We start from the raw sequence: 22369 nt of genomic DNA, 5'->3' as shown, positions 1-22369 counted from the left end.
GTGACTCGGCGGGAAGGCCTAACGTTCTACGCGAATGGCCACGATGCCCTGATCAGCGCTTTACCGCCGCCCGTCCCCGCGCCAACTTCACGCGCCAGTTCACGAGCGCGCCGAGCGCCATCAGGATGCTAGTGCCGAGAAACACCGCGCGCATGCCGACGTGTCCGCCGACGAAACCGCCTAACAGCGGCCCGGCCACCTGCCCCGCGTACTGAGACGACACCGAATACCCAAGAATCGCCCCCGTCACGCTCGCCGGGACGTTGTGGCGAATCACGCTCGCGATGCACGGCAACAGGCCGCCGAGTGCCATGCCCATCAGGAAGCGCAGCACGATCAGCTGCCAGCTCGCGGTGACGAACGCCTGCGGGACGAGCAGCAACGCCGATACGGCGAGGCAGCCGACGATCACGTTCCAATGCCCGACACGATCGGCGAGCCTGCCCAGCCGCGACGATGAGATCACGCTGCCGAGCGCCGCGCCCGACATCACGAAGCCCGCGACCATCGTCACGTTTTGAGGCTTCACGAGCTGAGCGACGTAGACGGTGATGATCGGCTCGATCGACATGTTCGCGACCATCAGCAGCAGACCCGTGGCGAGCATCGCGATGGCGGGTCCCTTGTCGTCGACCGAGGCCCACGCGCCCTGCTTCGACGCGTTGTCCGCGCGTTTGCGGACCGGCTTTTCGCGGATCAGAAACGCCGTCGCGAGAAACGCGACGAAGATCGCCGCGCCCGATGCCCAAAAGGTCGCGCGGATGCCGATCAGCGGCGGCAGGAAGCCGCCCAGCAATGGGCCGACCAGATTGCCCGCCATGATCCCCGACGACAACACGCCGAGTGCCCAGCCCGAGCGCGCCTTCGGCGTCTGCGTCGCGACGAGGATCATCGAGCCCGACGCATAGCCGCCGAGCAGCCCCGCGAGCAGCCGCAACGCGACCAGTTGCCACGCGGAATGCGCCATGCCGATCAGCGACATCGCGACCGCCATGCCGAGGCTCGAACGGATCAGCATCAGCTTGCGGCCATAGAGGTCCGCGAGCTTGCCCCACAGCGGCGCGACGAGCGCGGCGCTGAAGAAGGTCGCGCCGAACGCGGCACCCGACCACTGCACGATCGCCGCATGATCCTTCACGCCGAGTTGCTCGACGTAGAGCGGCAGGAACGGCAGCAGCAGGGTCATTGCGACGATGGTCGTGAACGAGCCGAACACGCACACGCCGAGATTGCGCTGCCAGTGTGCGGCGGCTTCGTCGTCGGCTGGTGGGGCGGCCTTGGCCGCCGTCGGAGCATGCGGCTGCGGCGGCACAGGGTCGGCTGTCGGTACGTCGAGTTTGCGATTCATCTTCGGGACTTTCCAGGGTGACGAGCGTCCGCTCGATCTATCCGAAGCATCGTAACGGGCTCCGGCGTCATCAGGCAGTCAACCCGTCATCCTGGTATCGTTACTACCTCTTCGGAACTCGCGGAACTCGCGGGCCTCGTTGCGCCGCTTTTGCAACTAGCGGCCCCCGGGCAACGTGCTGTGCGAGGTCTGCGGCGCGGCCGCCGCCGATGCCGCCGCACCCGATACTCCCGCCGCCCCACCCGGCAGATCGGCCGGTTTCGTCGAGCTCACCGCGTCCGGATAGAGCTGCATCAGCACGCGTAGCACGCCGTTGGTCCAGCCAAAGCCGTCCTGTAGCGGATACTCGCCGCCGCCGGCCGATTTGTCGCTCGCGTCGACGTCGTACTTCTCGACCAGCTTGCCGGTGCGCTGGTAGTACGCGACGTCGGTACGGATCCAGCGCGTCGCGATATCGCGCGCAAGTTCCGGTTCGCTATAGCGGCGCAGTCCCATCACCGCGAGATACTGCAGCGGCGCCCAGCCGTTCGGTTGATCCCACTGCTGGCCGGTGCGGGTCTGCGTCGTTGCGAGACCGCCCGAGCGCAGCAGCGCGCGCCGGATCGTTTGCGCCAGTTCGCGCGCCTCTTCGCGCGTCGCGACGCCGGCATACAGGGGATACACGGTCGCGGCCGTAAGCCGGTGCGTGAGCGTGCGATGCACGAAGTCGTAGTCGCCGAACGCGTGCAGTTGCGGGTCCCACAGCACCCGGCGGATTGCATCGGCGCGCACGCGCGCACGTTGTTCGAGATTCTCCGCGTGGCCTGCATCGCCGCTCACGCGGTAGGCTTTCGCGAGCGTGCGTTCGAGTTCCACCATCAGGCAGTTCAGGTCGACGGGGACGAGCGCGGTCACGTCGATGGTCGCGAGCGTCCGGCCGTCGGCAAACCAGCGCGAGCTGAAATCCCAGCCGGATTCGCCGCCCGCGCGCAGGTTGCGCCACAACTCCTGCGCATCGCGTTGCGGCGTCTGCTGCGCCGTCATCACGTCCTCCCGGTACGACTCGTCGCGCGGCGCCGCACGCTCGTCCCAATAGCGATTGAGCAACGTGCCGTCGGTGAAGCGCACGACGTGTTGCGTCGCGTTGCCGGCCGCGAGGCGCTGGCTGCCGTCCATCCAGTACGCGTATTCGCGACGCAGTTCGGGCAGATAGCGGGCGTAGACCTGGTCGCCCTCCTTGTGCGCGACGAGTTGCACCATCTGCGCGAAGAACGGCGGCTGCGAACGGCTCAGGTAGTACGTGCGATTACCGTTGGGAATGTGGCCATAGCGGTCGATCAAGGTCGAGAAGTTGTTCAGCGTGTCGTCGACGAGCGCGCGCTGGCCGCTTGCGTCGAGCCCCAGCAGGATGAAGTACGAATCCCAGTAGTAGATCTCGTCGAAGCGGTCGCCCGGCACGATGTACGGCGACGGCAGCGGCAGCAGCGACGAGTACGGGCTCGCGCTCGCATCCGGCTCGCGGCGCAGCACGCTCCACAACGTATCGATGTGCGCGGTGACGCTCTGGTCAGGATCGGACACGTAGCGCTTCGCTGCGCGCGACGGCAGCGTGAAATGCTGTTCGACGAATTGCCTGAGGTCGAAGCGCGGCTGCGTGCGCGCGCTGTCGTAATCGGCGACGATCTGCGTCGGTGGCTCACTAGGGACCATATCGGCGAAGGTCTTGCTGTCCGGATAGAGATGCGCGAGTTCGACGTCGCGGTACAGCTCGCCGTACAGCTCGGACGGCGGCGTCGCCACGACCGGTGACGGTTGCGCGTGCTCGGCGTCTTCGGCGCGCCGGAGCAAGGCGCTGCTGGCGGCATTCGCGGCGACGGCCGAAGCGGGCAGCGTAACGACCGGCACGGCCGGATGGGTCTGCGCATACGCCGGCGCGGCTTGCGCGCCGACGCTGGTGCTGGCGGCAAGCGCCAACGCCGCAGCCACGGCTGCGACAGCGCACCGGCAAAGCCGCGCGCACGCACGCAAAAGGGGCAAGTCGTAACGGGATGGCATCGGCGAACCCGTTGAGGACGACGCGGCGACGTCGTCGTGGAAGGCCACAGCGCGTACCGAAGACACGCCGCACATGACTGCGGGGCTACGAGACGCTGTCGCAAGCAAATGCGGGACCCGCTTCGCAAAACGAGGGCGTTTCGCAAGCTCTTCCGAAAGATGAGTGACGGACGATGGGCCGAGGTCCAGCGCTAACCTCCAGTCTGGAATCCCAATGACGCCGCCTTCGCGCGCAGCTCCGCAAAGCGGTCCGCCGTCGGGTTGATCGCCAGTTTTTGCGACCGGTCGATCGCCGTTACCGCGTTCGACGACGAACGCGAGGCCGCCGCGAGGCATACGCCGCCGAACCGCCCTGGGGCGACCGTGAACGCGGGCGCATCGGTGCGCGGCGCGCCGCTGAAGTCTAGTGCATAGGCGAGATTGAACGTCGCCGGATCGCTGCCGCGCACGCCGAGCGGCTGCAAGCCGAAGCGCCATTGCAGGAGCGCGTGAATCGAACTGGGGTCGAACGGATAGCGCGTGACCGTGCCCGCGCTCACACGTGGGCCAAGCAGCGCGAGCGGCACGCGAAACCCGAGCTTGCCGTCGTTGCCGAGCGTGAATTCGCTGATGCCGATCGGCCGGGTGGGCGGTACTACGTGTTCGAGAAAGCCGCCCCATTCGTCATAGACGACGATCATCAGCGTACGGCTCCAGTTCGGGCTCGTGCGCAGCGCCTCGTACACCTGCGCAAGAAACGCCTGGCCGTCGCGGATGTCCGCATGCGGATGATCGTCCGAGGAAAAGCCTTCCTCTTCACCCACGAATGCCGGGTCGACCATGCAGAACGGCGGCAGCGTGCCCGTTGCCGCATTCGCGAGGAAATCCGCAAACGGGCGCGAAATGCCGAGATACCGGGTGCCAAAAAGCGCCGTGAAGGGTACGTCGCGGTAGTAGTAGTTACATCCGACGTTGGCGTCGCTGAGCTTGTCCCAGATCGTCGTGAGCGAGGACGTGTCATTGCTGTCGTCGAGCCGATCCGTTGCGCCGCTATGAAGGTAGAGGCGGTTTGGAAACGTGCTGGTCAGGATGCCGCTGAAATAGAAGTCGCCGATCGTGTAGTGGCTCGCCACGGCGCTGAAGAACGGGAGATCGGCCGACGTGTAGTAGCCGATCGGCAGCAGATCGCCCTGGTTCAGGCTGGTGCCCGGCGTGAGCAGCCAGCCGTTCATCGCGCCCGATGCCAGTTGCGTGCGGGCCCCCTGGAAGCTGTGATTGGGATCCTGGTGGGCGCACGCCTGATAGCCGTACGCGGGATTCGCGGATAGCGAAAACGGCGTTTGCGTCGCGCCGAAAGCGTCCTTGAACTGCTGGTTCGCGGGCCTGCCCTCGGCTTCGGGCAGCCAGCCGAGAAAATGGTCGAACGAGCGGTTTTCCATCGTGACGAGCACGATGAAGTCGACGCCCGAGCTGTCCGGCGCGGGCAACGCCGGGCGCGGCAGGCTATAGCGGTCGGCGGCGTCCGGCGACGGAATGTCGGCAATCGAAGGCGCGGGGGCGTCGCCGCTGCCGCCGTTCGATCCTCCGCCTCCGCCCGGTCCGCCGACGCTCCCGCAACCCGTTAGCGCGACGCCGCCGGCCACCGCGGCCACGCCGGCAAGAAAGCGGCGGCGGTCGTAGCCGTGATTCTGGTGAGTCTCGTCGCCCATGGCACGTCTCCTGGTGAGATGCAGCCGCGCCCTCGGCAGCAAATTTCAAGCCCAAGGCTCCGGCAGGCGGCTGCTCGCGAGCGGCGCAATCCCACGAATAAGCCCCCCGTAACCTAGGTTTTTCGAACGATTGACCGCCGCGCAGGTAGCCGACAATTCGTAGCTATGCGAGGCGGGCTCCATCGCGCGGCTGCCTCCCCGAACGACGAAACGGTATTCGTCACCACGTGCACTTTGTCGAGGCAGACATGTCAAGCAATATTACGATCACGGACGAACTCATAGCTGAAATCGCCAACCGGATGGCTGACGAGGGCCAGAAGGTGTCGCCCGTGGCCATCTGGTCCGAAGTTCATACCGGCTCGGTGGTCGCGGTGTCGGCGGCCTTGCGCAAGTGGCGCGAAACACGCGCTGCGCGGGCGCCGCAGGTCGTAGAACGTCCTGCTTTGCCGGAAACCGTGACGGACACGATGCGCGACGCGCTCGATCGGCTCTGGACCTCGGCGCAGGACGAAGCCGAACGCGCGGTGGCGCGCCGCCTCGCCGCGATGCGCCAGCGTGTCGAGGATGCCAGCAACGAACGCGACGACGCGCTCACGGAACTGCAAACCACCGTCCAGGAACTGGATGCGCTGCAGGTCCAGCTGAATCAGATGGCAACCGCCTACGACGAGAAGGTCGATGCGGTGGCGGGCCTCGAAGAGGACATCGCGCTCGCGGTGCAACGCACCGACGCAGCGGAGAAGCGCGCGCAGCAACTCGCCGAGCGCGTTTCGCTGCTCGAAGCGGAACTGGAGCGCGCGGAGCTGGCCGCGGGGCGTGAAGCGTCGTCGCGGGAAGGCAGCGACGTGACAGGCGAGGACGACTCGGCCGAGCTGGTTGCCGACACGCCGGAAGCTGAAGCGGAGCGCGCAGCGCTCGACGCTGCGCATCTGGAAGCGGTCGCTCGTCTCGAAAGCGAACTCGAAGCGATTCGCGCGGAGCTGCAGGCCGAGCAGGAAGCGCTCGCAGCCCAACGCGAAGAGGTCACGGGCGCGCATGCCGAGCGGGATGCCGCCGCGCTCGAATTGCAGAATGCCCAGGCACAAATCGCCAGCCTGACCGATGAGCGCGATGCGGATGCCTCGGAAATCGCGAGGCTGTCGGCCAGTTTGTCGGAGGCGCAGGAACGCGCCGCAAGCGCTGCGGCGAGCGGACAGGTCGAGGGCGCGGAGTCGGCGTCGCCGGCGGCTGTCGACTCGCAAGAGCTCGACGCCTTGAAGGAGCAGCTTGCGCGCGACGCGCAAACGCATGCCGCCGCGATTGCCGAAGCGCGCGAGACCGTCAGGAAATGGTCCGACTACTCGAACGTACTGAAGCAGCAACTGGCTCAGTCGAATGAAAAAATGATGCTCGTCCTCGCCCGCGGCGCGGGCGAGGCGTCGTTGAGCCGCCTGCTTGCGGCTGAACTGGGCCAGCTCAATCCTGAGCATGACTTGCTGCGCAAGGAAAAGCAGCAGCAAGTGGTCGTCGAAACGATCAACGCTCACCTCGAGAAACAAGGCTACCGCTACGACGAGAAGACGGGTCTGGTGTCGAAGGTGAACCCCGAAACCGCGCCGGCCTGATTCAAAGCTTTCCCGCAAGCCGATCGGCGTGATACGACGAACGCACGAGCGGCCCCGACACCACTTCCCTGAACCCCATGTTCAGGCCTTCGTCGCGTAGCATGTCGAACGTCGTGGGCGGCACGTATCGCCGCACCGGCATGTGATACCGCGACGGCGCGAGATACTGGCCGATCGTCAGCACGTCGACGTCGTGCGCGCGCAGATCACGCATCGTCGCGAGCAGTTCGCTGTCGGTCTCGCCGAGGCCGGTCATCAGGCCGGACTTGGTCAGCACCGCGGCGTTCTGCCGTTTCACGCGCGCCAGCAACTCGAGCGAGCCGTGGTAGTCGGCGCCAGCCCGTGCCGCCCGGTACAGCGACGGCACCGTCTCGAGGTTGTGGTTGAAGACGTCGGGCCATGCCCCGGACAAAGCGTCGAGCGCGCGGTCGATTCGCCCGCGAAAATCCGGCGTCAGGATTTCCACGCGAATGCCCGGCACGCGCTCGCGCACGAGCGCAATACAGCGCGCGAAGTGCGCGGCGCCGCCGTCGCGCTGATCGTCGCGGTCCACCGATGTAATCACCACGTAGCGCAGCCCGAGCGCGGCGACTGCATCGGCGAGCCGCGCGGGCTCGTCGTCGTCGAGCGCTTGCGGCCGGCCATGCGCCACGTCACAGAAGGCACAGCGCCGCGTGCAGATCCCTCCCATGATCATGAATGTCGCGGTGCGCTGCGCAAAACACTCGCCGATGTTCGGACACATCGCCTCTTCGCAGACCGAGTGCAACCTGTGTTCGCGCAGGATCGCCGCCATGCCCGCCACGGTTTCGCTCATCATCGGCCGCGCATGCAGCCAGGGTGGTTTGGGCAACACCGTCGAATCGTCCGCCGGCACGATCTTCACCGGAATGCGGGCAAGCTTGTCGCGGTTGCGCTTGCCATGCTGGCCAAGCGCCGTGAGGCTGTCGGTTTGAATAGAGGCGTCCATCGCGTTTATCCGAAGAACTCGTTGAGCAGGCGGTTCACTTCCGAGGCAGCCTCCATCTGCACCATGTGCCCTTTGCCGTCGATGACGTGCACGCGCACCTGAGCGGGCAGCCCCTGCGCGTGCGCGGCCGGAATGATCTGGTCCTGCGCGCCCCAGATCACCAGCGTGCGCGGCGCGAGCGTGTCGAGCCGGTCCCGATAGATGCGGCGCTGCACCCCGCCTTCGAACGCGGACCCGGCAATCTTGCGCAACGCGTCGTTCACGCCTTCGAGGCGTTTGTACTTGACGATGTCTTCGATCAATTGCCGCGTGACCAGCGAGCCGTCGGCGAACAGCTTCACCAGATGCGGCTTCAGCGCGTTGCGGCTGCTGCCCTCGACGAAACCCTCTATGTACTCGCGATTGATCTCCGCGCCCAGCCCCGCGCCCGCGATCAATGCCAGCGACGCGACGCGTTCGGGCGCTTTCGCGGCGACCGTCATCGACACCGCGCCGCCCATCGAATGGCCGACCAGATGCGCGCGCTCGATGCCCCGATCGTCGAGAAACGCGATCACGCTGTCGGCCAGTTCGTCGAGGCTGCCGGTCTCGACCGCCTTGCCCGACTCGCCATGCCCCGGCAGATCGAGCGCCCACACGGCGCGGTGCGCGGCGAGATCCGCATGATTGAAGAGCCAGTTGTTCAGATCGCCGCCGAAACCGTGGATCAGCACCGCGGGCGTGCCGCCGTCGCCGATCTTCAGGTAACGCACGGTGCGCCCGCCGATCTGCGCTTTTTCCGGTTGCGGCCCGGCCTCCGCGGTGTCCGCGGTGGCCGGCACGAAGTCGCGCTGGAACGCTTCGACCGCCGCGTCGATGTCGGCATCGGAGCTCGCCTCGTCGGCGACCACGCCAAGCAGCGCCCCGATCGGCAACGTGTCGCCCTGCTGCGCGATCTGGCGACGCAATAGGCCGTCGAAAGCGCACTCGACGCCCGACGAAATCTTGTCGGTCTCGACGTCCAGCACCTCGTCGCCCTTCGCGACCTTTTCGCCGATCTCCTTGAGCCAGCCGTTGACCTGGCCCTGCTCCATCGACAGTCCCCACTTGGGCATCGTAATCATGTGAATCGGCATTGCTCAGCTCCTCACTTTCCGCACGGCCGCGGCGATGTTCTCCGCCGACGGGATATACAGATCCTCGAGCACGCCTGCGAAAGGCGTGGGCGTATGCGGCGCGGTCACGAGTTCGATCGGCGCCTTCAACGAATGGAACGCGCGCTGCGCGACCAGCGCGGCGATATCGGTCGCGATCGAGCAGCGCGGATTCGCCTCGTCGACCACGACGACGCGTCCGGTACGCTCGGCGCTCTCCAGGATCGTTTCCTCGTCGAGCGGCGAGGTCGTGCGCAAATCGATCACGTCGACCTGGATGCCCTCTTTCGCGAGCTTTTCGGCGGCGTCGGTCGCGTGGTGAACCATCCGGCCATAGGTGACGATCGTCGCGTCGTCGCCGTCGCGCACCACGTTCGCTTCGCCGAACGGAATCGCATACGACTCTTCCGGCACGTCGCCCTCCCGCCCATACAGCAGCTTGTGCTCGCAGAAGATCACCGGGTCGTTGTCGCGAATCGCCTGGATCAACAGACCCTTCGCGTCGTACGGCGTCGACGGGCACACCACTTTCAGCCCGGGTATGTGCGTGAAAAGCGACGTCAGCATCTGCGAGTGCTGTGCGGCCGCGCGCAGGCCGGCGCCCTGCATCGTGCGAATCACGACGGGCGTGACCGCCTTGCCGCCGAACATATAGCGAAACTTCGCGGCCTGATTGAAGATCTGGTCGAAGCACACGCCCATGAAGTCGATGAACATCAGCTCGGCCACCGGACGCAGCCCGCATGCGGCCGCGCCGACCGCCGTGCCGATGAAGCCGCCTTCGGACAGCGGCGTGTCGAGCACGCGCCCCGGATATTTATGAAAGAGCCCTTTCGTTACGCCGAGCACACCGCCCCACGCATCCTGTTCGCCTGGGGACCCGGCGCCCCCCGCGTTGTCCTCGCCCATCACGATGACGCTTTCGTCGCGCGCCATCTCCTGGCTCAGCGCTTCGTTGATCGCCTGGGAATACGTAATCTTCCTTGCCATGATTGTCTCCTGTCGATCGGAGTTAGCGCTTTAGCGCTTAGTCCGATCCCATGCAAAGCTGAAGGTTGAATGTTCGCGTTGCGCATTACGGATAGGACACGTACACGTCGGTCAGCAGATCCGCGGCCGTCGGCAACGGCGCAGCCTTCGCTTCCGCCACCGCGCCGTCGATCAACTGCTTGACCTTGGCGTCGACGCCGCGCAGTTCGTCGGCACTGAGCATTTCGGCCCGCACCACGCGCTCCTCGAAGCGCTTCAGGCAGTCTTTTTCGTCGCGTAGTTTCTGCACTTCGCCGGGCGCGCGATAGGTTTGCGCATCGCCTTCGAAGTGACCGAAATAGCGCGACAGCTTTACCTCGACGAGCGTCGGGCCGCCGCCGTCGCGCGCCCGCTCGATCGCGGCGCCGAGCGCCTCGTGCACCGCGAAGAAATCGAAGCCGTCGACGATCACGCCGGGCATGCCAAAGCCGCTCGCGCGGTCGGCGATGTTGTCGGCCGCGACCGACCACGTCGACGAGGTCGCCTCCGCATAACCGTTGTTCTCCGCGACAAAAATCGCCGGCAGGCGCCATACGGAAGCCAGATTCATCGATTCGAAGATCACGCCCTGGTTCGACGCGCCGTCGCCGAAAAAGCACACGCCGACTCCGCCGGTCTTTTTCAGCTTCGCGGCGAGTGCCGCGCCGCACACGAGCGGACCGCCAGCGCCGACGATCCCGTTGGCGCCGAGCATCCCTTTCGACAGATCGGCGATGTGCATCGAGCCGCCCTTGCCGCGACACACGCCGGTGCTGCGACCGTAGATTTCGGCCATCATGCCGCGCACATCGACGCCCTTCGCGATGCAGTGGCCATGACCCCGGTGGGTGGTCGCGACATAGTCCGCGTCGTTCAGATGCATCATCGTGCCGACCGCCGACGCCTCCTCGCCGGCATACAGATGCACGAAGCCCGGTATCTCGCCGGTCGCGAATTCGACGTGCAGACGCTCCTCGAACTCGCGGATCGTGCGCATCATCCGATACGCTTCCAGCAGCTTGTCCTTGCTCAACTGGGTCGAAACAGACATGGTGTGTCTCCTATCAATGATCTCGATGGTCACTGCTACTTCAGCCAGCATTGCTTCAGGCGTTTGCTTCCTCCTAAGTTGATGACCCTCGACGCGCCGTCGCTTCGCGCATCAACTGCCGCGACGCGCAATAGCGCAGCGTGCGGCCGACATCCACGGTGAGCGGTCCCGCCCAGTCGAGCGCGATCTCGTAGCGGTCGTCGCGTTCGAGCTCGATCTCGCGCTCGCCGTCGAAGGCGAGCGTCCCTTGTTCGGTATGCAGCGGGGTCCAGCAGCCGGCTTCGAAGCGCTCGCAGGCGCGCATCGTCACCTGATCGACGCGGCCCGGCGCGAGCGGCGCGAAGATCGGCACGCCGGATTCGCCCGCACGCGCGAACCGCAGATGCAGCCCGTACGGCGCGCTGCGTTCGACCGGCGCCCACGCGCCGCCAATCGCCGAAAGGCCGATGCCATCCGGCGCAGCGAACGTGAGAAAGAGCGCTTCGAGATCCGCCGGCTCGGAGATGGCGCGCGCACCGATGAAACGCTGCCGGCTCACGCACACGTCGACCAGCGCGATTTCCTCGCGCCCCTGATTCGGGCCCGCGACGCAGCGAACCACGAGACGTTTGTTGCGCGTCAGCGCGACATCGGGCGGCGCGAGCCCGGATGCGGCGAGCGCGCCCGCGAGGCCCGCGACCGTCGCTTCGCGCAGCTCCGGAAACGCGTTGTTGGTACCCGTCGACAGCGTCAGCAGCGGCACGTCGCCGCAATGCGCGGCGACCGCGCGATGCGTGCCGTCACCGCCAAGCACCGCGATCAGATCGACGCCCATCGCGACCATTTGCGCGACACCCGCGTGGGTGTCCGTCACGCTGTCCGTGATCGGCAGATCGAGGAATTCGACGTTAGGCCAGGGCTGCGGCTCGGCCACGGCCGCATGCGTGTCGAGCGCGCGCAGCACCAACGCGGCGACTCCGGTCCGATCGCGCAACGTCAGCACGCGACCGACGCCGAGCATGCCGAGGCCCGCGAGCAGGCGCACGACCATGTTCGCTTTCTCGGCGGTCGGAAACACCGATGCGTGTGTGGTGAGGCGTCGAATATCGCGGCCCGATGCCGGGTTCGCGATCACGCCGACGGTGATGGGCGATAGCACTGGCTTGTCTCCTGTATGCGCGTCGCGAAGCGCGGACTCGCTTTGATGAACCCCGATACTGCAAAGGTCGGGCCAGTTGCTTGCGCGCCGTGCGCTGGGGCCGAAAGCGTCGCAGGCAAAGGGCTGACGCGGGGCTTTGGCGTTCCGGAGCGCTTTCATCAGACCTGCCCCGCGCAGTTCACTGTGTCTCAGGCACACGTCGCGCGACGTGCCGCAAGGCTCGAAGCACGCCGCGACGCTTGCGCAGTACCGCGCCAGACACGGGTTTGCCCGATCGGACCGGTGTGTCGCCAGTCGCTGAGACATTCGTCTCACGCGTCTCACGTGCTGCGCCGCAATGTGATTGCTCATGATGGATGTGCTACAAGACAGGGACTCGCCCTACTCGGTGTCGCTCGCCTGGAGCCGGCCATGCCCTACGTTTCTCAAACGCAGCACATCGATCGCGTCCGCGCGGCCATCGAAGGACGCCTGCCCGCCCCTGCCAATTCGCCGCGCCTCGTCTCGTCGTGGCAGCGCTCGTTCGAGCAGTACCGGCTCGACCCCGGCTCCGTGATCGGCCCGCGCGTGCTGTCGTCCGCGGAGCTGCGCGAAGTCCAGGGCAAGGAGGAAGCCTTTCTGCGCGCGTCGGGCCAGTGCCTTGCGCGGCTGCACGAGATGATTCGGGTCGCCGACTATTGCGTGATGCTGTCCGACGCGCATGGGGTCACGATCGACTATCGGATCGACCGCGACCGGCGCAACGATTTCAAGCACGCGGGGCTATATATCGGCTCGTGCTGGTCCGAGCGCGAAGAAGGCACGTGCGGCATCGCCAATGTGCTGACCGATCTCGCGCCGATCACCGTGCACAAGACCGATCACTTCCGCGCTGCGTTCACGACCCTCACGTGCAGCGCTTCGCCGATCTTCGCGCCGACGGGCGAGTTGATCGGCGTGCTCGATGCCTCGGCGATCCACTCGCCCGACAACCGCGACAGCCAGGGGCTGGTGTTTCAGCTGGTGCGGCAAAGCGCGAGTTTGATCGAGGATGGCTACTTCCTGAATCAGACCGCGCAGCACTGGATCCTGTTCGGCCATCAAAGCCGCCATTTCGTCGAAGCACAACCCGAAGTGCTGATCGCGTTCGACGAATGCGGCAACATCGCCGCCGCGAACCGCAAGGCACAGGAGAGCATCGCGGGCCTCGACGCTCCGCGTCACCTCGACGAGATATTCGATACGTCCGATGTCCGTCTGCACGACGTCGCGCGCACCGACATGATCGTGGCGCTGCGGCTGCGCGCGACCGGCGCGATGCTGTACGCGCGTATTCGCGCTCCGATGAGACGCGCGGCCCCCCCCGCCCCTCGCAGTCCGTCCGGGTGAGTCGCAGGCGGACAGCAGCATCGGCGCGATGTCGCGCTTCCTGAATAGCTCGGACGAACGGATCGCGCGCAACGCGGACGTCGCGTTGCGGATCGCCGGCAAGCGGCTTCCGCTTCTGCTGCTCGGCGAAACCGGTGTCGGCAAGGAGGTGTTCGCGCACGCGGTGCACGACTCCGGTTCGCGGCGGACCCGGCCGTTCGTCGCCGTGAATTGCGGCGCGATTCCGGAGCCGCTGATCGAGAGCGAGCTGTTCGGTTACGCGCCGGGCGCATTCACCGGCGCGCGCAGCCGTGGCGCGCGCGGCAAGATCGCGCTCGCACATAGCGGCACACTGTTTCTCGATGAAATCGGCGATATGCCGCTCGGTCTGCAGACGCGCCTGCTGCGTGTGCTGGCCGAGGGCGAAGTGGTGCCGCTCGGCGGCGATGCGCCGGTACGCGTCGATATCGACGTCATCTGCGCAACGCACCGCGATCTGATGCACATGGTCGAAGCCGGATCGTTCCGCGAAGATCTCTACTATCGCCTCAGCGGCGCGACGCTGCGGATGCCGCCGCTGCGCGAGCGCACCGACATCCGCGAGGTGGTAGATACGGTGTTCAACGAGGAAGCCCAGGCGGCCGGCCATGTGCTGATGCTCGACGAGCAACTCGCCGGGCAGCTTGCCGCCTTCGCGTGGCCCGGCAACATCCGGCAGTTGCGCAACGTATTGCGCTATGCGTGCGCGGTCTGCGATTCGGCTCGCGTCGAGTTGCGGCACGTGTCGCCGGACCTCGCGGCGCAACTCGCGTCCGCGGCCACGCCGGTACTCGCTACGGACTCCACCTCGCCGGCCAGCCCGGACGACGAACGAGCACGGATCGTTGCCGCACTGACCCGGTGTCAATGGCGGCCGAACGCCGCCGCGCAGGCTTTAGGCATGTCGCGCGCGACGCTCTACCGGCGCATCGCGCGGCTGGGCATCGTCGGGCCGCATCGCACCTAGGCGGTTGCTCCTGCTTTGACGGAAAATCATTGCGCCGGTAAGATCAATACAAAAAATATAACGATAAAAACAAACGCCTTGAACAGAATAACGGGTGAGCAATGTCTGAGAGCAAGCACATCGACGCGCCAAGCCGCGCGACCACAGTAGCACCGTCGGCCGACGAAGCATTACCGATCGGGGAACCGCTTCCGTGGCGCGTGGTGGACGAGGACGGCAGCCTGCTGCTTCGTGCGGGCACGATCTTGTGCCGCGAAGCACAGCGCAACTTCCTCCTCTCGCACTTCCATCCCCGGCGTGGCGACGCAGCCGGATTCCAGCAAAACTCGCGCAGCGCCGAGACGAATCCAGTCACACTCGAAGACATGCATCTGAGCATCGGCGCGCTGCTCGGCATGCGCACCCAGATCGGCATGGGCCGGGCGATGCATGCGAGCCGGGTCATCGGCTTCAGTCCGAGCCACAAGCTTTTCGTCACGCCGCCGATGGTCGACGGTCAGCACCTGATGCCGATGCCCGGCGAGAACGTCGAGATCGTGGCGGTCACCACCCAGGCGGTGTTCTGGTTCGTGTGTACCGTCGAAGCGATTTGCACGCACCCATTCGACTACCTCGTGCTGTCGGCGCCGGGCAACATCCGTCAGTTGCGCGAGCGTAAAGCGGTGCGTGTGCGCACGCATCTCGCCGTGCGGCATGGCATCGATTTGACGGGTCACGCGCTGGATGGAATGGGAGTCGGCTGCGATCTGAGCGTGTTCGGCATGTCGCTCGCGACGACCGCGCCGATCGGGCGGATCGGCGAGCGGGTGCGCGTGGCGCTACAACTCACCACGCGAACCGTCGACGCCGAATTCACGGCCGTCGCGGTCATCCGCAACGTGCAGACCGGCACGAATCCAGCGGCGCTCTGCACGCACGGCCTCGAATTCGAAGGCTTGAGCTCGGAGCAGGAACTGGCGCTGAAAGCCTTCGTGTTCGACAAGCAGGACGCGATTTCATATTGGGCCGCGCATGCGGCTTAGCGCTTCCCGCTTCTGAATCGCCTCCCGTCGCTGGGTAGCCTAACGGCCGTGGCGGCCACCACCCATGTAGTGGCCGCCACCCCAGCCGCCGCCACCGCCCCCACCCCAGCCGCCTCCGCCACTGCCGCCCCAGCCGCCACCGCCGCCGTAGTTCGCGTGAGCGGCACCCCATCCGCCACCGCCATAGGAACCGCCGGCCGAACCGGCGTGAGCGCCGCTCCAGGTGCCATGTCCATTTCCCCAATAGGAGGCGTGGCCGTAGTAGGCGTGGTTGTAGTACCCGTGGCCATAATAGCCGTGGCCCCAGTAGCCATGGCCGGCCCAGTAGGTGTGATAGCCATAGTGATAGTGGTTGTACCCGCAACACCCGCCCCAGAAGGCCAACGTCACCGACGGCCACCAGTAGCCTGGCCAGTACCCGTAGTACGGGTATGGATACGGATATGGGTACGCGTAGGGGTACGGAGGATAAGCGACCGGGTAGTACGCCGGCGCGCCATAGGCTGGCCCGGGCGCGGACGGGGGCGCGGACGCGAAATCGTAGGTAGGTGGCGGCCCGTCGGGCGACGTGCCGTCGGGCATGCTGAATTCCTCCGGCGCCGGAGCCTGCTGCGACGGGTCGCCCGGAGCCATCGCCACACCTTGCTGCGCGCCCGCCGTCGGGACGCCCGGATCGCCAGTCGCATAGGCAGCGGCATAGGGAGCGGGGTAATACCCATAGCCCGGATAGTAGCCGTACGGCACGTAGTAACAACCGGCCAGCGCCCCGGAGACAAGCACTGCAACGGCGCTGCCGGCGCGCAACGTTGCATCGAGCGGGTTCATGACATGCTCCTCACTGTGCACGCGGCGACGTAGGCGGCGCGCGCCTGTCTAATCAGCTTATGTCAGGGTCCGATGCGGGACTTCACAAAGTGGTAACGGGGTATTTCAACCGTCAGCAGTAGAGTAGGAACGCCGCTTGCGCCAATCTGGGCCGCGACGAAGTCCGAAACCATGTTGAGCGGTCGGCTCGGTGATGGAGGTTCGATGAAAGGCAGGCGGGTGGCAATCGCAGGCGTGGCCGCGGCTCTGGTTGCTTTCGGAGCCGCGCACGGCGGACACGCTTCGCACGCAGGGGAGCCCGAGCCGAGTCCTGTGACTACGGCCTTCGCGACCGCCAGCGATACCACTGCCGAGGCGCGCGGGGCGAAGCTCGCCGCGCTCGGCGATTGCATCACGTGCCACACCGCGACGGGCGGCCAGCCTCTCGCGGGCGGACTGCCACTGCAAACGCCGTTCGGCGTCATTTACTCGACCAACATCACCCCGGACCAGGAAACCGGTATCGGCCGCTGGACGCTCGACGAGTTCACCCGCGCGATGCGGCGCGGCGTGTCCCGCGACGGCCATCTGCTCTATCCCGCGTTTCCGTATCCCCACTTCACGCACATGAGTGATGCCGATATCGCGTCGCTGTATGCCTGGCTGATGAGCCGCGATCCCGTCAACGCTCGCGCGCCGCACAACGCGCTGATCTTCCCGCTCGGCTTCAGGCCCATCATCGCCGGGTGGAATCTTCTCTATCTGCATGCGGACACGACAGCAGCGCCGTCCCCCTCCGACGCGCCGGACATCGCGCGCGGGCGTTATCTGGTCGAAAGCCTCGGTCATTGCGGCGCGTGCCACACGCCGCTCAACCACCTCGGTGCCGAGCGCCGCGAGCACGCGCTGCAAGGCGGCACGATCGACGGATGGGATGCGCCCGCGCTCACGGACCTCGCCTCACGCCCGACGCCCTGGACGCAGCAACAGCTCGTCAGCTATCTGCGCACGGGTCTCGCCAGCGCGCATGGTGCGGCAGCCGGTCCGATGCGCCCCGTCACGCGCATGCTCGCCGACGCACCCGCGTCCGACGTCGAGGCGATTGCCGCGTATCTGCTGGCGCTGTCACCGGGTCCGCCAGGCGAGCCTGAGCATGTCGTCGCTACACCGCCCGCTTCTGCGGCGCGCGTGCCCGTCGTCGGCGCGACCGGGAGCGGCGCGAATCTGTTCGCCGCGGCCTGCGCATCGTGTCATGCCGAAGGCGCGCCGATGTCGATCGGGGGCGCCCGAGCGTCGCTGGCCTTTGGCACGGCCGTCAACGCCGACAGCCCACGCAACATGGTTCGCCTCATTCTCGATGGAATCGACTGGCACGAAAGCGACGGCGCGCCCTTCATGCCATCATTCGCCAACACCTTCACGGACGCGCAGATCGCGGAGCTCGCCAACTACACGCGCGCCCGCTTCACCGCACGCGGCGCGTGGCCCTCGCTCGACGCCGGCGCGGTCGCGCAATTTCGCAAGGACGGCCTGCCACGATGATCACGCTCAACGTCAACGGCGTCAGTCATACGGTCGATGCCGACCCGTCCACGCCGCTGCTCTACGTGCTGCGCAACCAGTTGCAACTCGACGGCGCAAAGTTCGGCTGCGGTCTCGGTCAATGCGGTGCGTGCACCGTCAGCCTAGGCGGCGAGCCGGTGTTCTCGTGCCTGATGCCGATCGTGGCCGTCGGCGACCGGCCCGTGCGAACCGTCGAGGGACTGGGCACCGCGCAACAGCCGGGACCGCTTCAGCAAGCCTTCATCGACGTGCAAGCCGCGCAATGCGGCTATTGCATCGCCGGCATGATCATGCGTGCTCACACGCTGCTCGAGCGAGTCCCGCACCCGACCGATGAACAGATCCGTCGCCACATGCAGCCGAACCTGTGCCGCTGCGGCACGCACATGCGCATTCTCGAAGCGATCCGGCAAGTCGCGACGGGTTCGCCGCGTGCCGACGAGGGAGCCCAGTCATGAGCGACGACCGGCGTTCCCCCGTCGCTCACGACAGCGGTCCAGGCGACCCCGCACGGCGCCGCTTTCTCGTCGGCGGATCGCTGATCGTGAGCTTCGCGATCATGCCGCGCATGGCCGCGTTTGCGCAAACCACCACCGAAGCGGGCACCTTCACCGCCAGCGCACCGAAGCTGCCGGGCAGTCTCAAGAGCACGCCGTTGCTCGACGCGTGGATCAAGGTCGCCCCCGACGGCCACGTCAGCGTATTCACCGGCAAAGTCGAGCTTGGCACCGGCATTCGCACCGCGCTGCTGCAGGTCGCCGCGGAAGAGCTGGATCTCGCGCCTGATGCGATCGAGCTGATCACCGCCGACACCGCCGCCACGCCGAACGAAGGCTACACCGCGGGCAGCCACACGATGGCGGACAGCGGCACCGCGATCCTCAACGCCGCGGCTCAGGTGCGCACGCTGCTCGTCGCGAGCGCGGCCGCGCAGCTCGGCGTCGACGCAGCGGCCCTCACGACCCGCGACGGCGCCATCATCGCCGCCGACGGCAGACGCGTGACCTATGGCGATGCCGTGCGTTATGCGAACCTCCATCAGAACGCACAGCCCGACGCCGCGACAAAGCCGCCATCGTCCTACGCCGTGATCGGCCATACGCTGCCGCGCGTGGATATCCCGGGCAAGGTGACGGGTGGCGCGAGCTATGTCCAGGACCTGCGGCTGCCCGGCATGCTGCATGCTCGCGTGGTCCGGCCGCCGTCTTATGGCGCGAGCCTCGTGGCAGTCGATAGCGCGCGCGTCGAGGCGCTGCCCGGCGTCATCAAGGTGGTGCGCAACGGCAACTACCTCGCGGTCGTCGCCGACGACGAATGGCGCGCGATCCTCGCGATGCGTGAGCTCGAACTCGCCGCGCGATGGCAGGCCGGGCCGCCGTTGCCCGATCCGGCGAGCATTCACGCGCTGCTGATGACGCTGCCCTCACAGGAAATCGTGGTGGCCGATCAGGGCGCGGCCGTGCCCGGGTCGACCCTGCGCGCACGCTACACGAAGCCGTATCTGACGCATGGCTCGATTGGGCCATCGTGCGCTGTCGCGCAACTCGACAACGGTGTGATGAGCGTGTGGACGCACACGCAAGGCGTCTATCCGCTGCGTGCGGGCATCGCCGAAATGCTCGCCATGCCACCCGAGAAGGTGCGCTGCGTGCATGTGGAAGGTTCGGGCTGCTACGGACACAACAGCGCGGACGACGTCGCCGCCGACGCCGCCCTCCTTGCTCGCGAGTTGCCCGGCCGTCCCGTGCGCGTGCAATTGATGCGCGAACAGGAACACCTGTGGGAGCCGTTCGGCCCGGCAATGACGGTCGAGGCGAGCGCAACGCTCGATGCGAGCGGCACGATGACCGACTGGCGCTACGAGCTATGGAGCAACACCCATAACAATCGCATCGAGAATGCGGGCCGCCTGCTGGCCGCGCAGCTGCTCGCACAACCGTTCACGCCCGCGCCGCCGAAGCCGATTCCGATGCCGGAAGGCGGAGGCGACCGCAATAGCATTCCGCTTTACCGCGTGCCCAGCCTGCACGTGCAGCATCATTTCGTGCCCACGATGCCGATACGGGTCTCCGCGATGCGCTCGCTGGGCGCGCACATGAACGTGTTCGCGATCGAGAGCTTCATCGACGAGCTCGCTCGCGCCGCTCACGCCGATCCGGTTGCATTTCGCCTGAAGCATCTCGACGATCCGCGCGCCCACGACGTCATTCGCGCCGTGGTCGATCAATTCGGCTGGCAAGCCCGCAGCGCACGCACCGGCGGGTCGAGCCCGCGCTCGCACGGTACCGGCTTCGCGTTTGCCCAGTACAAGAACCTGATGGCCTACCTTGCCGTTGCGATGGAAGTCACGGTCCTGCGCGATACCGGCGAGCTCAGCATCGAGCGCGTGGTAGCGGCAGTGGATTGCGGGCAGATCGTCAATCCGGACGGCGTGCGCAATCAGATCGAAGGCGGGATTCTGCAAACCACCAGTTGGACGCTCTATGAAGAAACGCAGTTCGACCGGCAGCGCATCACGAGCTTCGACTGGAGCACTTATCCGATCATGCGTTTCTCGTCGGTGCCGAAACGCGTGGACGTGCTGTTGATCAACCGGCCCGGCCTGCCCTTCCTCGGTGTCGGAGAAGCGGCGCAAGGTCCGGCCGCCGCGGCACTCGCGAATGCGATCGACGATGCGACCGGCGTGCGGATCCGCGACTTGCCGTTGCTCGGGCCGAAGGGAAAGGACGCGCTCAAGGCATGAGGATTCGTGAGGGTACGAAGCGGACGCTTGTGGTCCGGACCAAAGCGGAAGGCGGAGTTCGCAGATACGGACTGGCCATCAGCATTCCAGTTCACTGCTTGATGAGGTGGTCCACCCGATCCCTCCTGGCGATCGGGTGATAGGGGCCCGAAAATGTCAGTGCAGGGTGTGGATGCAGTTGATGAACTCAGCCTCGTCCTCATCGGACGAAGCTTGATCAAGGATCGCGCACCGGAAGTCCAATTTGACGCGAAGGATGGCTGATTCGATACGTGCATCGCCCCGATGTCCGCTCAGGCGAGTATTGATCGCCTCCTCGACGGCAAGAATCGCCTGCTCGATGCTCTCCGGATCATCGCTATCGAACCCGATCTCAAGCTCAATGCTCTCCAGCAGGTTCAACGCTGTGGCAATGTCATCGGAAGCGACGAATAGCGTCTCGGCGTTTTCTGTCATCTACCCTCCCCGTTGGGTTGTCCAGAGTCTTCAGACTGGTACGAACTGCCCCACTATCGTTGCACATCCAGAGCAAATCTGCCAGGCGACGAAGGCGACTGTTGGGTTCGAAACAACGGAAATGTTGCTGTACTCAGCGAAGCGAATAGAATCGAACATTCCCGTATAGATCTATGGGCATTGGGTTCGAAAACGCCCCAATCCTGGCAAGCGGCTCCATTCACGTTCAATCCGACAGCATCTGCCGCATTTCTTCGTCGGCATTCTCGCGTCGATCAGCGAAGAGAGCAAACAGCGTCGGTGGGCCGCGTTCGCCGACCGGCTGATCAGCGGACTGCTAGAGCACTGCGATCTAACGCAAGATCCGGACTCTTTGGGCCTCTTTGCCCATGGTGCAGCACACGTACCCGCAGGGCGCTACGACAACATACTTCCCTATGGCGATTATTACTTCATGGAAGTGCTCATGCGGTCGGTCGGCCATCAGCAATTTTTCTGGTAACCAGCAACACATCATGAGCTTCGACTCGAGCACTTACCCAATCATGCGTTTCTCGTCGGTGCAGAAACGCGTGGACGCGCTGTTGATAAGTCGAACGGGCCTGCCATTCCTCGGCGTGCGGATCCGCGACTTGCCGTTGCTCGGGCCGAAGGGAAAGGACGCGCTCAAGGCATGAGGATTCACGAGGGCCTGTTCGATCGGTCTCCTCTGCGCAGTTGCAGGAGATGCGTGTCCCACCGAAGTCGATCGTCGGACGGCGGAGCGGACAAAATCGCTGCCCGGTTCGAGTAGGAAGCGTCGATGAAGTCCAGCAGCTTCTGCAGCCGGAGTTGCTGGCCCGGCAGAAGGCCCACCGTTGCCAGTGCCTGAAGCACTCGCCCCCGCCAATAAGTTCTGGAGAAAAAAGAATCGGCTCCTTGCGCACCCAGCACCTGCTCGAGATGCGCGATGGCGGGGTCGATGTTGTGAAACGTGTACGGGCTCGGGTCCAAACTCTCGTGTGCGACGGACATCACATTGATCTCTGATTAATCTGCTTCTCAAGCGCGGTGACGCGCGGGTGAATGTGGTTATTCAGCTCTATTGTTATGACTTATATAACGACATCGACACACTTCTACATCAATCAAAAACAAACCACAGCGTGCTACGACAGCATCAATCGTTGCTACCTTCGTTGCCGGGTGGAAACACCTGCCACGTGCCGTCATCATGGAGGAAGAAGAACAGTCCGACCGGACCTTGCGGCCGCTGCGCCTCGACGTGGATGTAACGCCGGCGGCTCGCGCCCTGGTGGCTGAACCGGGTGAGCCGGACGGAGGTTGCCGGCATCAACCATTTTTCAACCGATGATCGCAGGGTCCTCTTTGCCGTCATCATGCGCACCTCCTTCGGTCTGGCGGCCATCTTCGCGTCGACTCGCGTCGATCACGCCGATGTGCCTGTGCAT

Annotated in this window: 18 protein-coding genes and 1 pseudogene; 7 read left to right on the top strand and 12 right to left on the bottom strand. The window is 65.7% G+C overall.

Going from position 1 to position 22369, the window contains the following annotated elements; translation table 11 throughout:
• Positions 1-52 precede the first annotated feature (52 nt).
• The 3 genes from CI15_RS27440 to CI15_RS27430 form a co-directional block, all read right to left on the bottom strand.
• Positions 53-1348: an MFS transporter gene (locus tag CI15_RS27440; RefSeq protein WP_062134007.1), complete on the bottom strand. Its 1296-nt coding sequence runs from the start codon at positions 1346-1348 to the stop codon at positions 53-55.
• A 156-nt stretch (positions 1349-1504) separates the two neighbouring features.
• On the bottom strand, positions 1505-3313 hold the full coding sequence (treA, locus tag CI15_RS27435; protein WP_062134004.1) for an alpha,alpha-trehalase TreA: 1809 nt from the start codon (positions 3311-3313) through the stop codon (positions 1505-1507).
• 260 nt (positions 3314-3573) lie between these two features.
• Positions 3574-5070, bottom strand: coding sequence for an alkaline phosphatase family protein (locus CI15_RS27430; protein WP_062134001.1), 1497 nt, complete (start codon positions 5068-5070; stop codon positions 3574-3576).
• Between the two features lie 248 nt (positions 5071-5318).
• Between CI15_RS27430 and CI15_RS27425 the strand changes: the two genes are divergently transcribed.
• Positions 5319-6677 carry a DNA-binding protein gene (locus CI15_RS27425; RefSeq protein WP_062133998.1) on the top strand — a complete coding sequence of 453 codons (1359 nt, stop codon included), beginning with the start codon at positions 5319-5321 and terminating at the stop codon, positions 6675-6677.
• Between the two features lies 1 nt (position 6678).
• On the opposite strand, the gene lipA is transcribed toward CI15_RS27425, so the two are convergent.
• From lipA to CI15_RS27400, 5 genes are all read right to left on the bottom strand, one after another.
• Positions 6679-7647, bottom strand: a complete 969-nt coding sequence (gene lipA, locus CI15_RS27420; protein ID WP_062133994.1) for a lipoyl synthase — start codon at positions 7645-7647, stop codon at positions 6679-6681.
• A 5-nt stretch (positions 7648-7652) separates the two neighbouring features.
• On the bottom strand, positions 7653-8762 hold the full coding sequence (locus CI15_RS27415; RefSeq protein WP_062133991.1) for an acetoin dehydrogenase dihydrolipoyllysine-residue acetyltransferase subunit: 1110 nt from the start codon (positions 8760-8762) through the stop codon (positions 7653-7655).
• Positions 8763-8765: 3 nt separating this feature from the next.
• A complete protein-coding gene (locus tag CI15_RS27410; RefSeq protein WP_062133988.1) occupies positions 8766-9770 on the bottom strand; it encodes an alpha-ketoacid dehydrogenase subunit beta in 1005 nt (334 codons plus the stop codon).
• Between the two features lie 85 nt (positions 9771-9855).
• Positions 9856-10839 (bottom strand): thiamine pyrophosphate-dependent dehydrogenase E1 component subunit alpha, encoded by a 984-nt coding sequence (locus CI15_RS27405; RefSeq protein WP_062133986.1) that lies wholly within the window; start codon positions 10837-10839, stop codon positions 9856-9858.
• Positions 10840-10912: 73 nt separating this feature from the next.
• Positions 10913-11977: an ATP-NAD kinase family protein gene (locus CI15_RS27400; RefSeq protein ID WP_062133983.1), complete on the bottom strand. Its 1065-nt coding sequence runs from the start codon at positions 11975-11977 to the stop codon at positions 10913-10915.
• 411 nt (positions 11978-12388) lie between these two features.
• Between CI15_RS27400 and CI15_RS27395 the strand changes: the two are divergent.
• Both CI15_RS27395 and CI15_RS27390 read left to right on the top strand, forming a co-directional pair.
• Positions 12389-14330, top strand: a pseudogene (locus CI15_RS27395) (sigma-54-dependent Fis family transcriptional regulator).
• Positions 14331-14431: 101 nt separating this feature from the next.
• Entirely contained in the window at positions 14432-15352 is a 921-nt protein-coding gene (locus tag CI15_RS27390; RefSeq protein WP_063910578.1) for a flagellar brake protein, read from the top strand.
• Positions 15353-15391: 39 nt separating this feature from the next.
• Here CI15_RS27390 and CI15_RS37555 read toward each other — a convergent pair whose 3' ends face one another.
• On the bottom strand, positions 15392-16177 hold the full coding sequence (locus tag CI15_RS37555; protein ID WP_063910577.1) for a hypothetical protein: 786 nt from the start codon (positions 16175-16177) through the stop codon (positions 15392-15394).
• Positions 16178-16381: 204 nt separating this feature from the next.
• Here CI15_RS37555 and CI15_RS27380 point away from each other — a divergent pair, with 204 nt between their 5' ends.
• Genes CI15_RS27380 through CI15_RS27370 form a run of 3 tightly spaced genes read left to right on the top strand, consistent with a single transcriptional unit; the run spans position 16382 to position 20462 of the window.
• The gene (locus CI15_RS27380; RefSeq protein ID WP_062133980.1) at positions 16382-17698 is read left to right on the top strand and encodes a c-type cytochrome; all 1317 of its coding nucleotides are present in this window, start codon (positions 16382-16384) and stop codon (positions 17696-17698) included.
• The gene (locus tag CI15_RS27375) at positions 17695-18177 is read left to right on the top strand and encodes a (2Fe-2S)-binding protein (protein ID WP_062133977.1); all 483 of its coding nucleotides are present in this window, start codon (positions 17695-17697) and stop codon (positions 18175-18177) included. Before CI15_RS27380 ends, CI15_RS27375 begins: the two co-directional genes overlap by 4 nt.
• Positions 18174-20462 (top strand): xanthine dehydrogenase family protein molybdopterin-binding subunit, encoded by a 2289-nt coding sequence (locus CI15_RS27370; RefSeq protein ID WP_062133974.1) that lies wholly within the window; start codon positions 18174-18176, stop codon positions 20460-20462. The genes CI15_RS27375 and CI15_RS27370 overlap by 4 nt, the downstream gene beginning before the upstream one ends.
• 156 nt (positions 20463-20618) lie before the next feature.
• Here CI15_RS27370 and CI15_RS27365 read toward each other — a convergent pair whose 3' ends face one another.
• Positions 20619-20918, bottom strand: a complete 300-nt coding sequence (locus CI15_RS27365) for a hypothetical protein (protein ID WP_062133972.1) — start codon at positions 20916-20918, stop codon at positions 20619-20621.
• A 515-nt stretch (positions 20919-21433) separates the two neighbouring features.
• Between CI15_RS27365 and CI15_RS37190 the strand changes: the two genes are divergently transcribed.
• A complete protein-coding gene (locus tag CI15_RS37190) occupies positions 21434-21595 on the top strand; it encodes a hypothetical protein (RefSeq protein ID WP_162532574.1) in 162 nt (53 codons plus the stop codon).
• Between the two features lie 4 nt (positions 21596-21599).
• Here the strand turns inward: CI15_RS37190 and CI15_RS38215 are convergent, their stop codons facing one another.
• Both CI15_RS38215 and CI15_RS27350 read right to left on the bottom strand, forming a co-directional pair.
• Entirely contained in the window at positions 21600-21932 is a 333-nt protein-coding gene (locus tag CI15_RS38215) for a hypothetical protein (RefSeq protein WP_063910576.1), read from the bottom strand.
• Positions 21933-22077: 145 nt separating this feature from the next.
• Positions 22078-22299 (bottom strand): hypothetical protein, encoded by a 222-nt coding sequence (locus CI15_RS27350; protein WP_062133967.1) that lies wholly within the window; start codon positions 22297-22299, stop codon positions 22078-22080.
• Positions 22300-22369 lie beyond the last annotated feature (70 nt).

Source organism: Paraburkholderia monticola (assembly GCF_001580545.1).
Classification (GTDB): domain Bacteria; phylum Pseudomonadota; class Gammaproteobacteria; order Burkholderiales; family Burkholderiaceae; genus Paraburkholderia; species Paraburkholderia monticola.
This window is presented reverse-complemented; position numbering and strand designations above follow the sequence as displayed.

What these genes read in the sequence shown, in the direction of transcription:
- CI15_RS27440 (WP_062134007.1), bottom strand. Translation starts at nt 1,348, where the DNA reads ATGAATCGCAAACTCGACGTACCGACAGCCGACCCTGTGCCGCCGCAG.
- CI15_RS27430 (WP_062134001.1), bottom strand. Translation starts at nt 5,070, where the DNA reads ATGGGCGACGAGACTCACCAGAATCACGGCTACGACCGCCGCCGCTTT.
- CI15_RS27425 (WP_062133998.1), top strand. Translation starts at nt 5,319, where the DNA reads ATGTCAAGCAATATTACGATCACGGACGAACTCATAGCTGAAATCGCC.
- lipA (WP_062133994.1), bottom strand. Translation starts at nt 7,647, where the DNA reads ATGGACGCCTCTATTCAAACCGACAGCCTCACGGCGCTTGGCCAGCAT.
- CI15_RS27415 (WP_062133991.1), bottom strand. Translation starts at nt 8,762, where the DNA reads ATGCCGATTCACATGATTACGATGCCCAAGTGGGGACTGTCGATGGAG.
- CI15_RS27410 (WP_062133988.1), bottom strand. Translation starts at nt 9,770, where the DNA reads ATGGCAAGGAAGATTACGTATTCCCAGGCGATCAACGAAGCGCTGAGC.
- CI15_RS27405 (WP_062133986.1), bottom strand. Translation starts at nt 10,839, where the DNA reads ATGTCTGTTTCGACCCAGTTGAGCAAGGACAAGCTGCTGGAAGCGTAT.
- CI15_RS27390 (WP_063910578.1), top strand. Translation starts at nt 14,432, where the DNA reads ATGTCTGAGAGCAAGCACATCGACGCGCCAAGCCGCGCGACCACAGTA.
- CI15_RS37555 (WP_063910577.1), bottom strand. Translation starts at nt 16,177, where the DNA reads ATGAACCCGCTCGATGCAACGTTGCGCGCCGGCAGCGCCGTTGCAGTG.
- CI15_RS27380 (WP_062133980.1), top strand. Translation starts at nt 16,382, where the DNA reads ATGAAAGGCAGGCGGGTGGCAATCGCAGGCGTGGCCGCGGCTCTGGTT.
- CI15_RS27375 (WP_062133977.1), top strand. Translation starts at nt 17,695, where the DNA reads ATGATCACGCTCAACGTCAACGGCGTCAGTCATACGGTCGATGCCGAC.
- CI15_RS27370 (WP_062133974.1), top strand. Translation starts at nt 18,174, where the DNA reads ATGAGCGACGACCGGCGTTCCCCCGTCGCTCACGACAGCGGTCCAGGC.
- CI15_RS27365 (WP_062133972.1), bottom strand. Translation starts at nt 20,918, where the DNA reads ATGACAGAAAACGCCGAGACGCTATTCGTCGCTTCCGATGACATTGCC.
- CI15_RS37190 (WP_162532574.1), top strand. Translation starts at nt 21,434, where the DNA reads ATGAGCTTCGACTCGAGCACTTACCCAATCATGCGTTTCTCGTCGGTG.
- CI15_RS38215 (WP_063910576.1), bottom strand. Translation starts at nt 21,932, where the DNA reads ATGTCCGTCGCACACGAGAGTTTGGACCCGAGCCCGTACACGTTTCAC.
- CI15_RS27350 (WP_062133967.1), bottom strand. Translation starts at nt 22,299, where the DNA reads ATGATGACGGCAAAGAGGACCCTGCGATCATCGGTTGAAAAATGGTTG.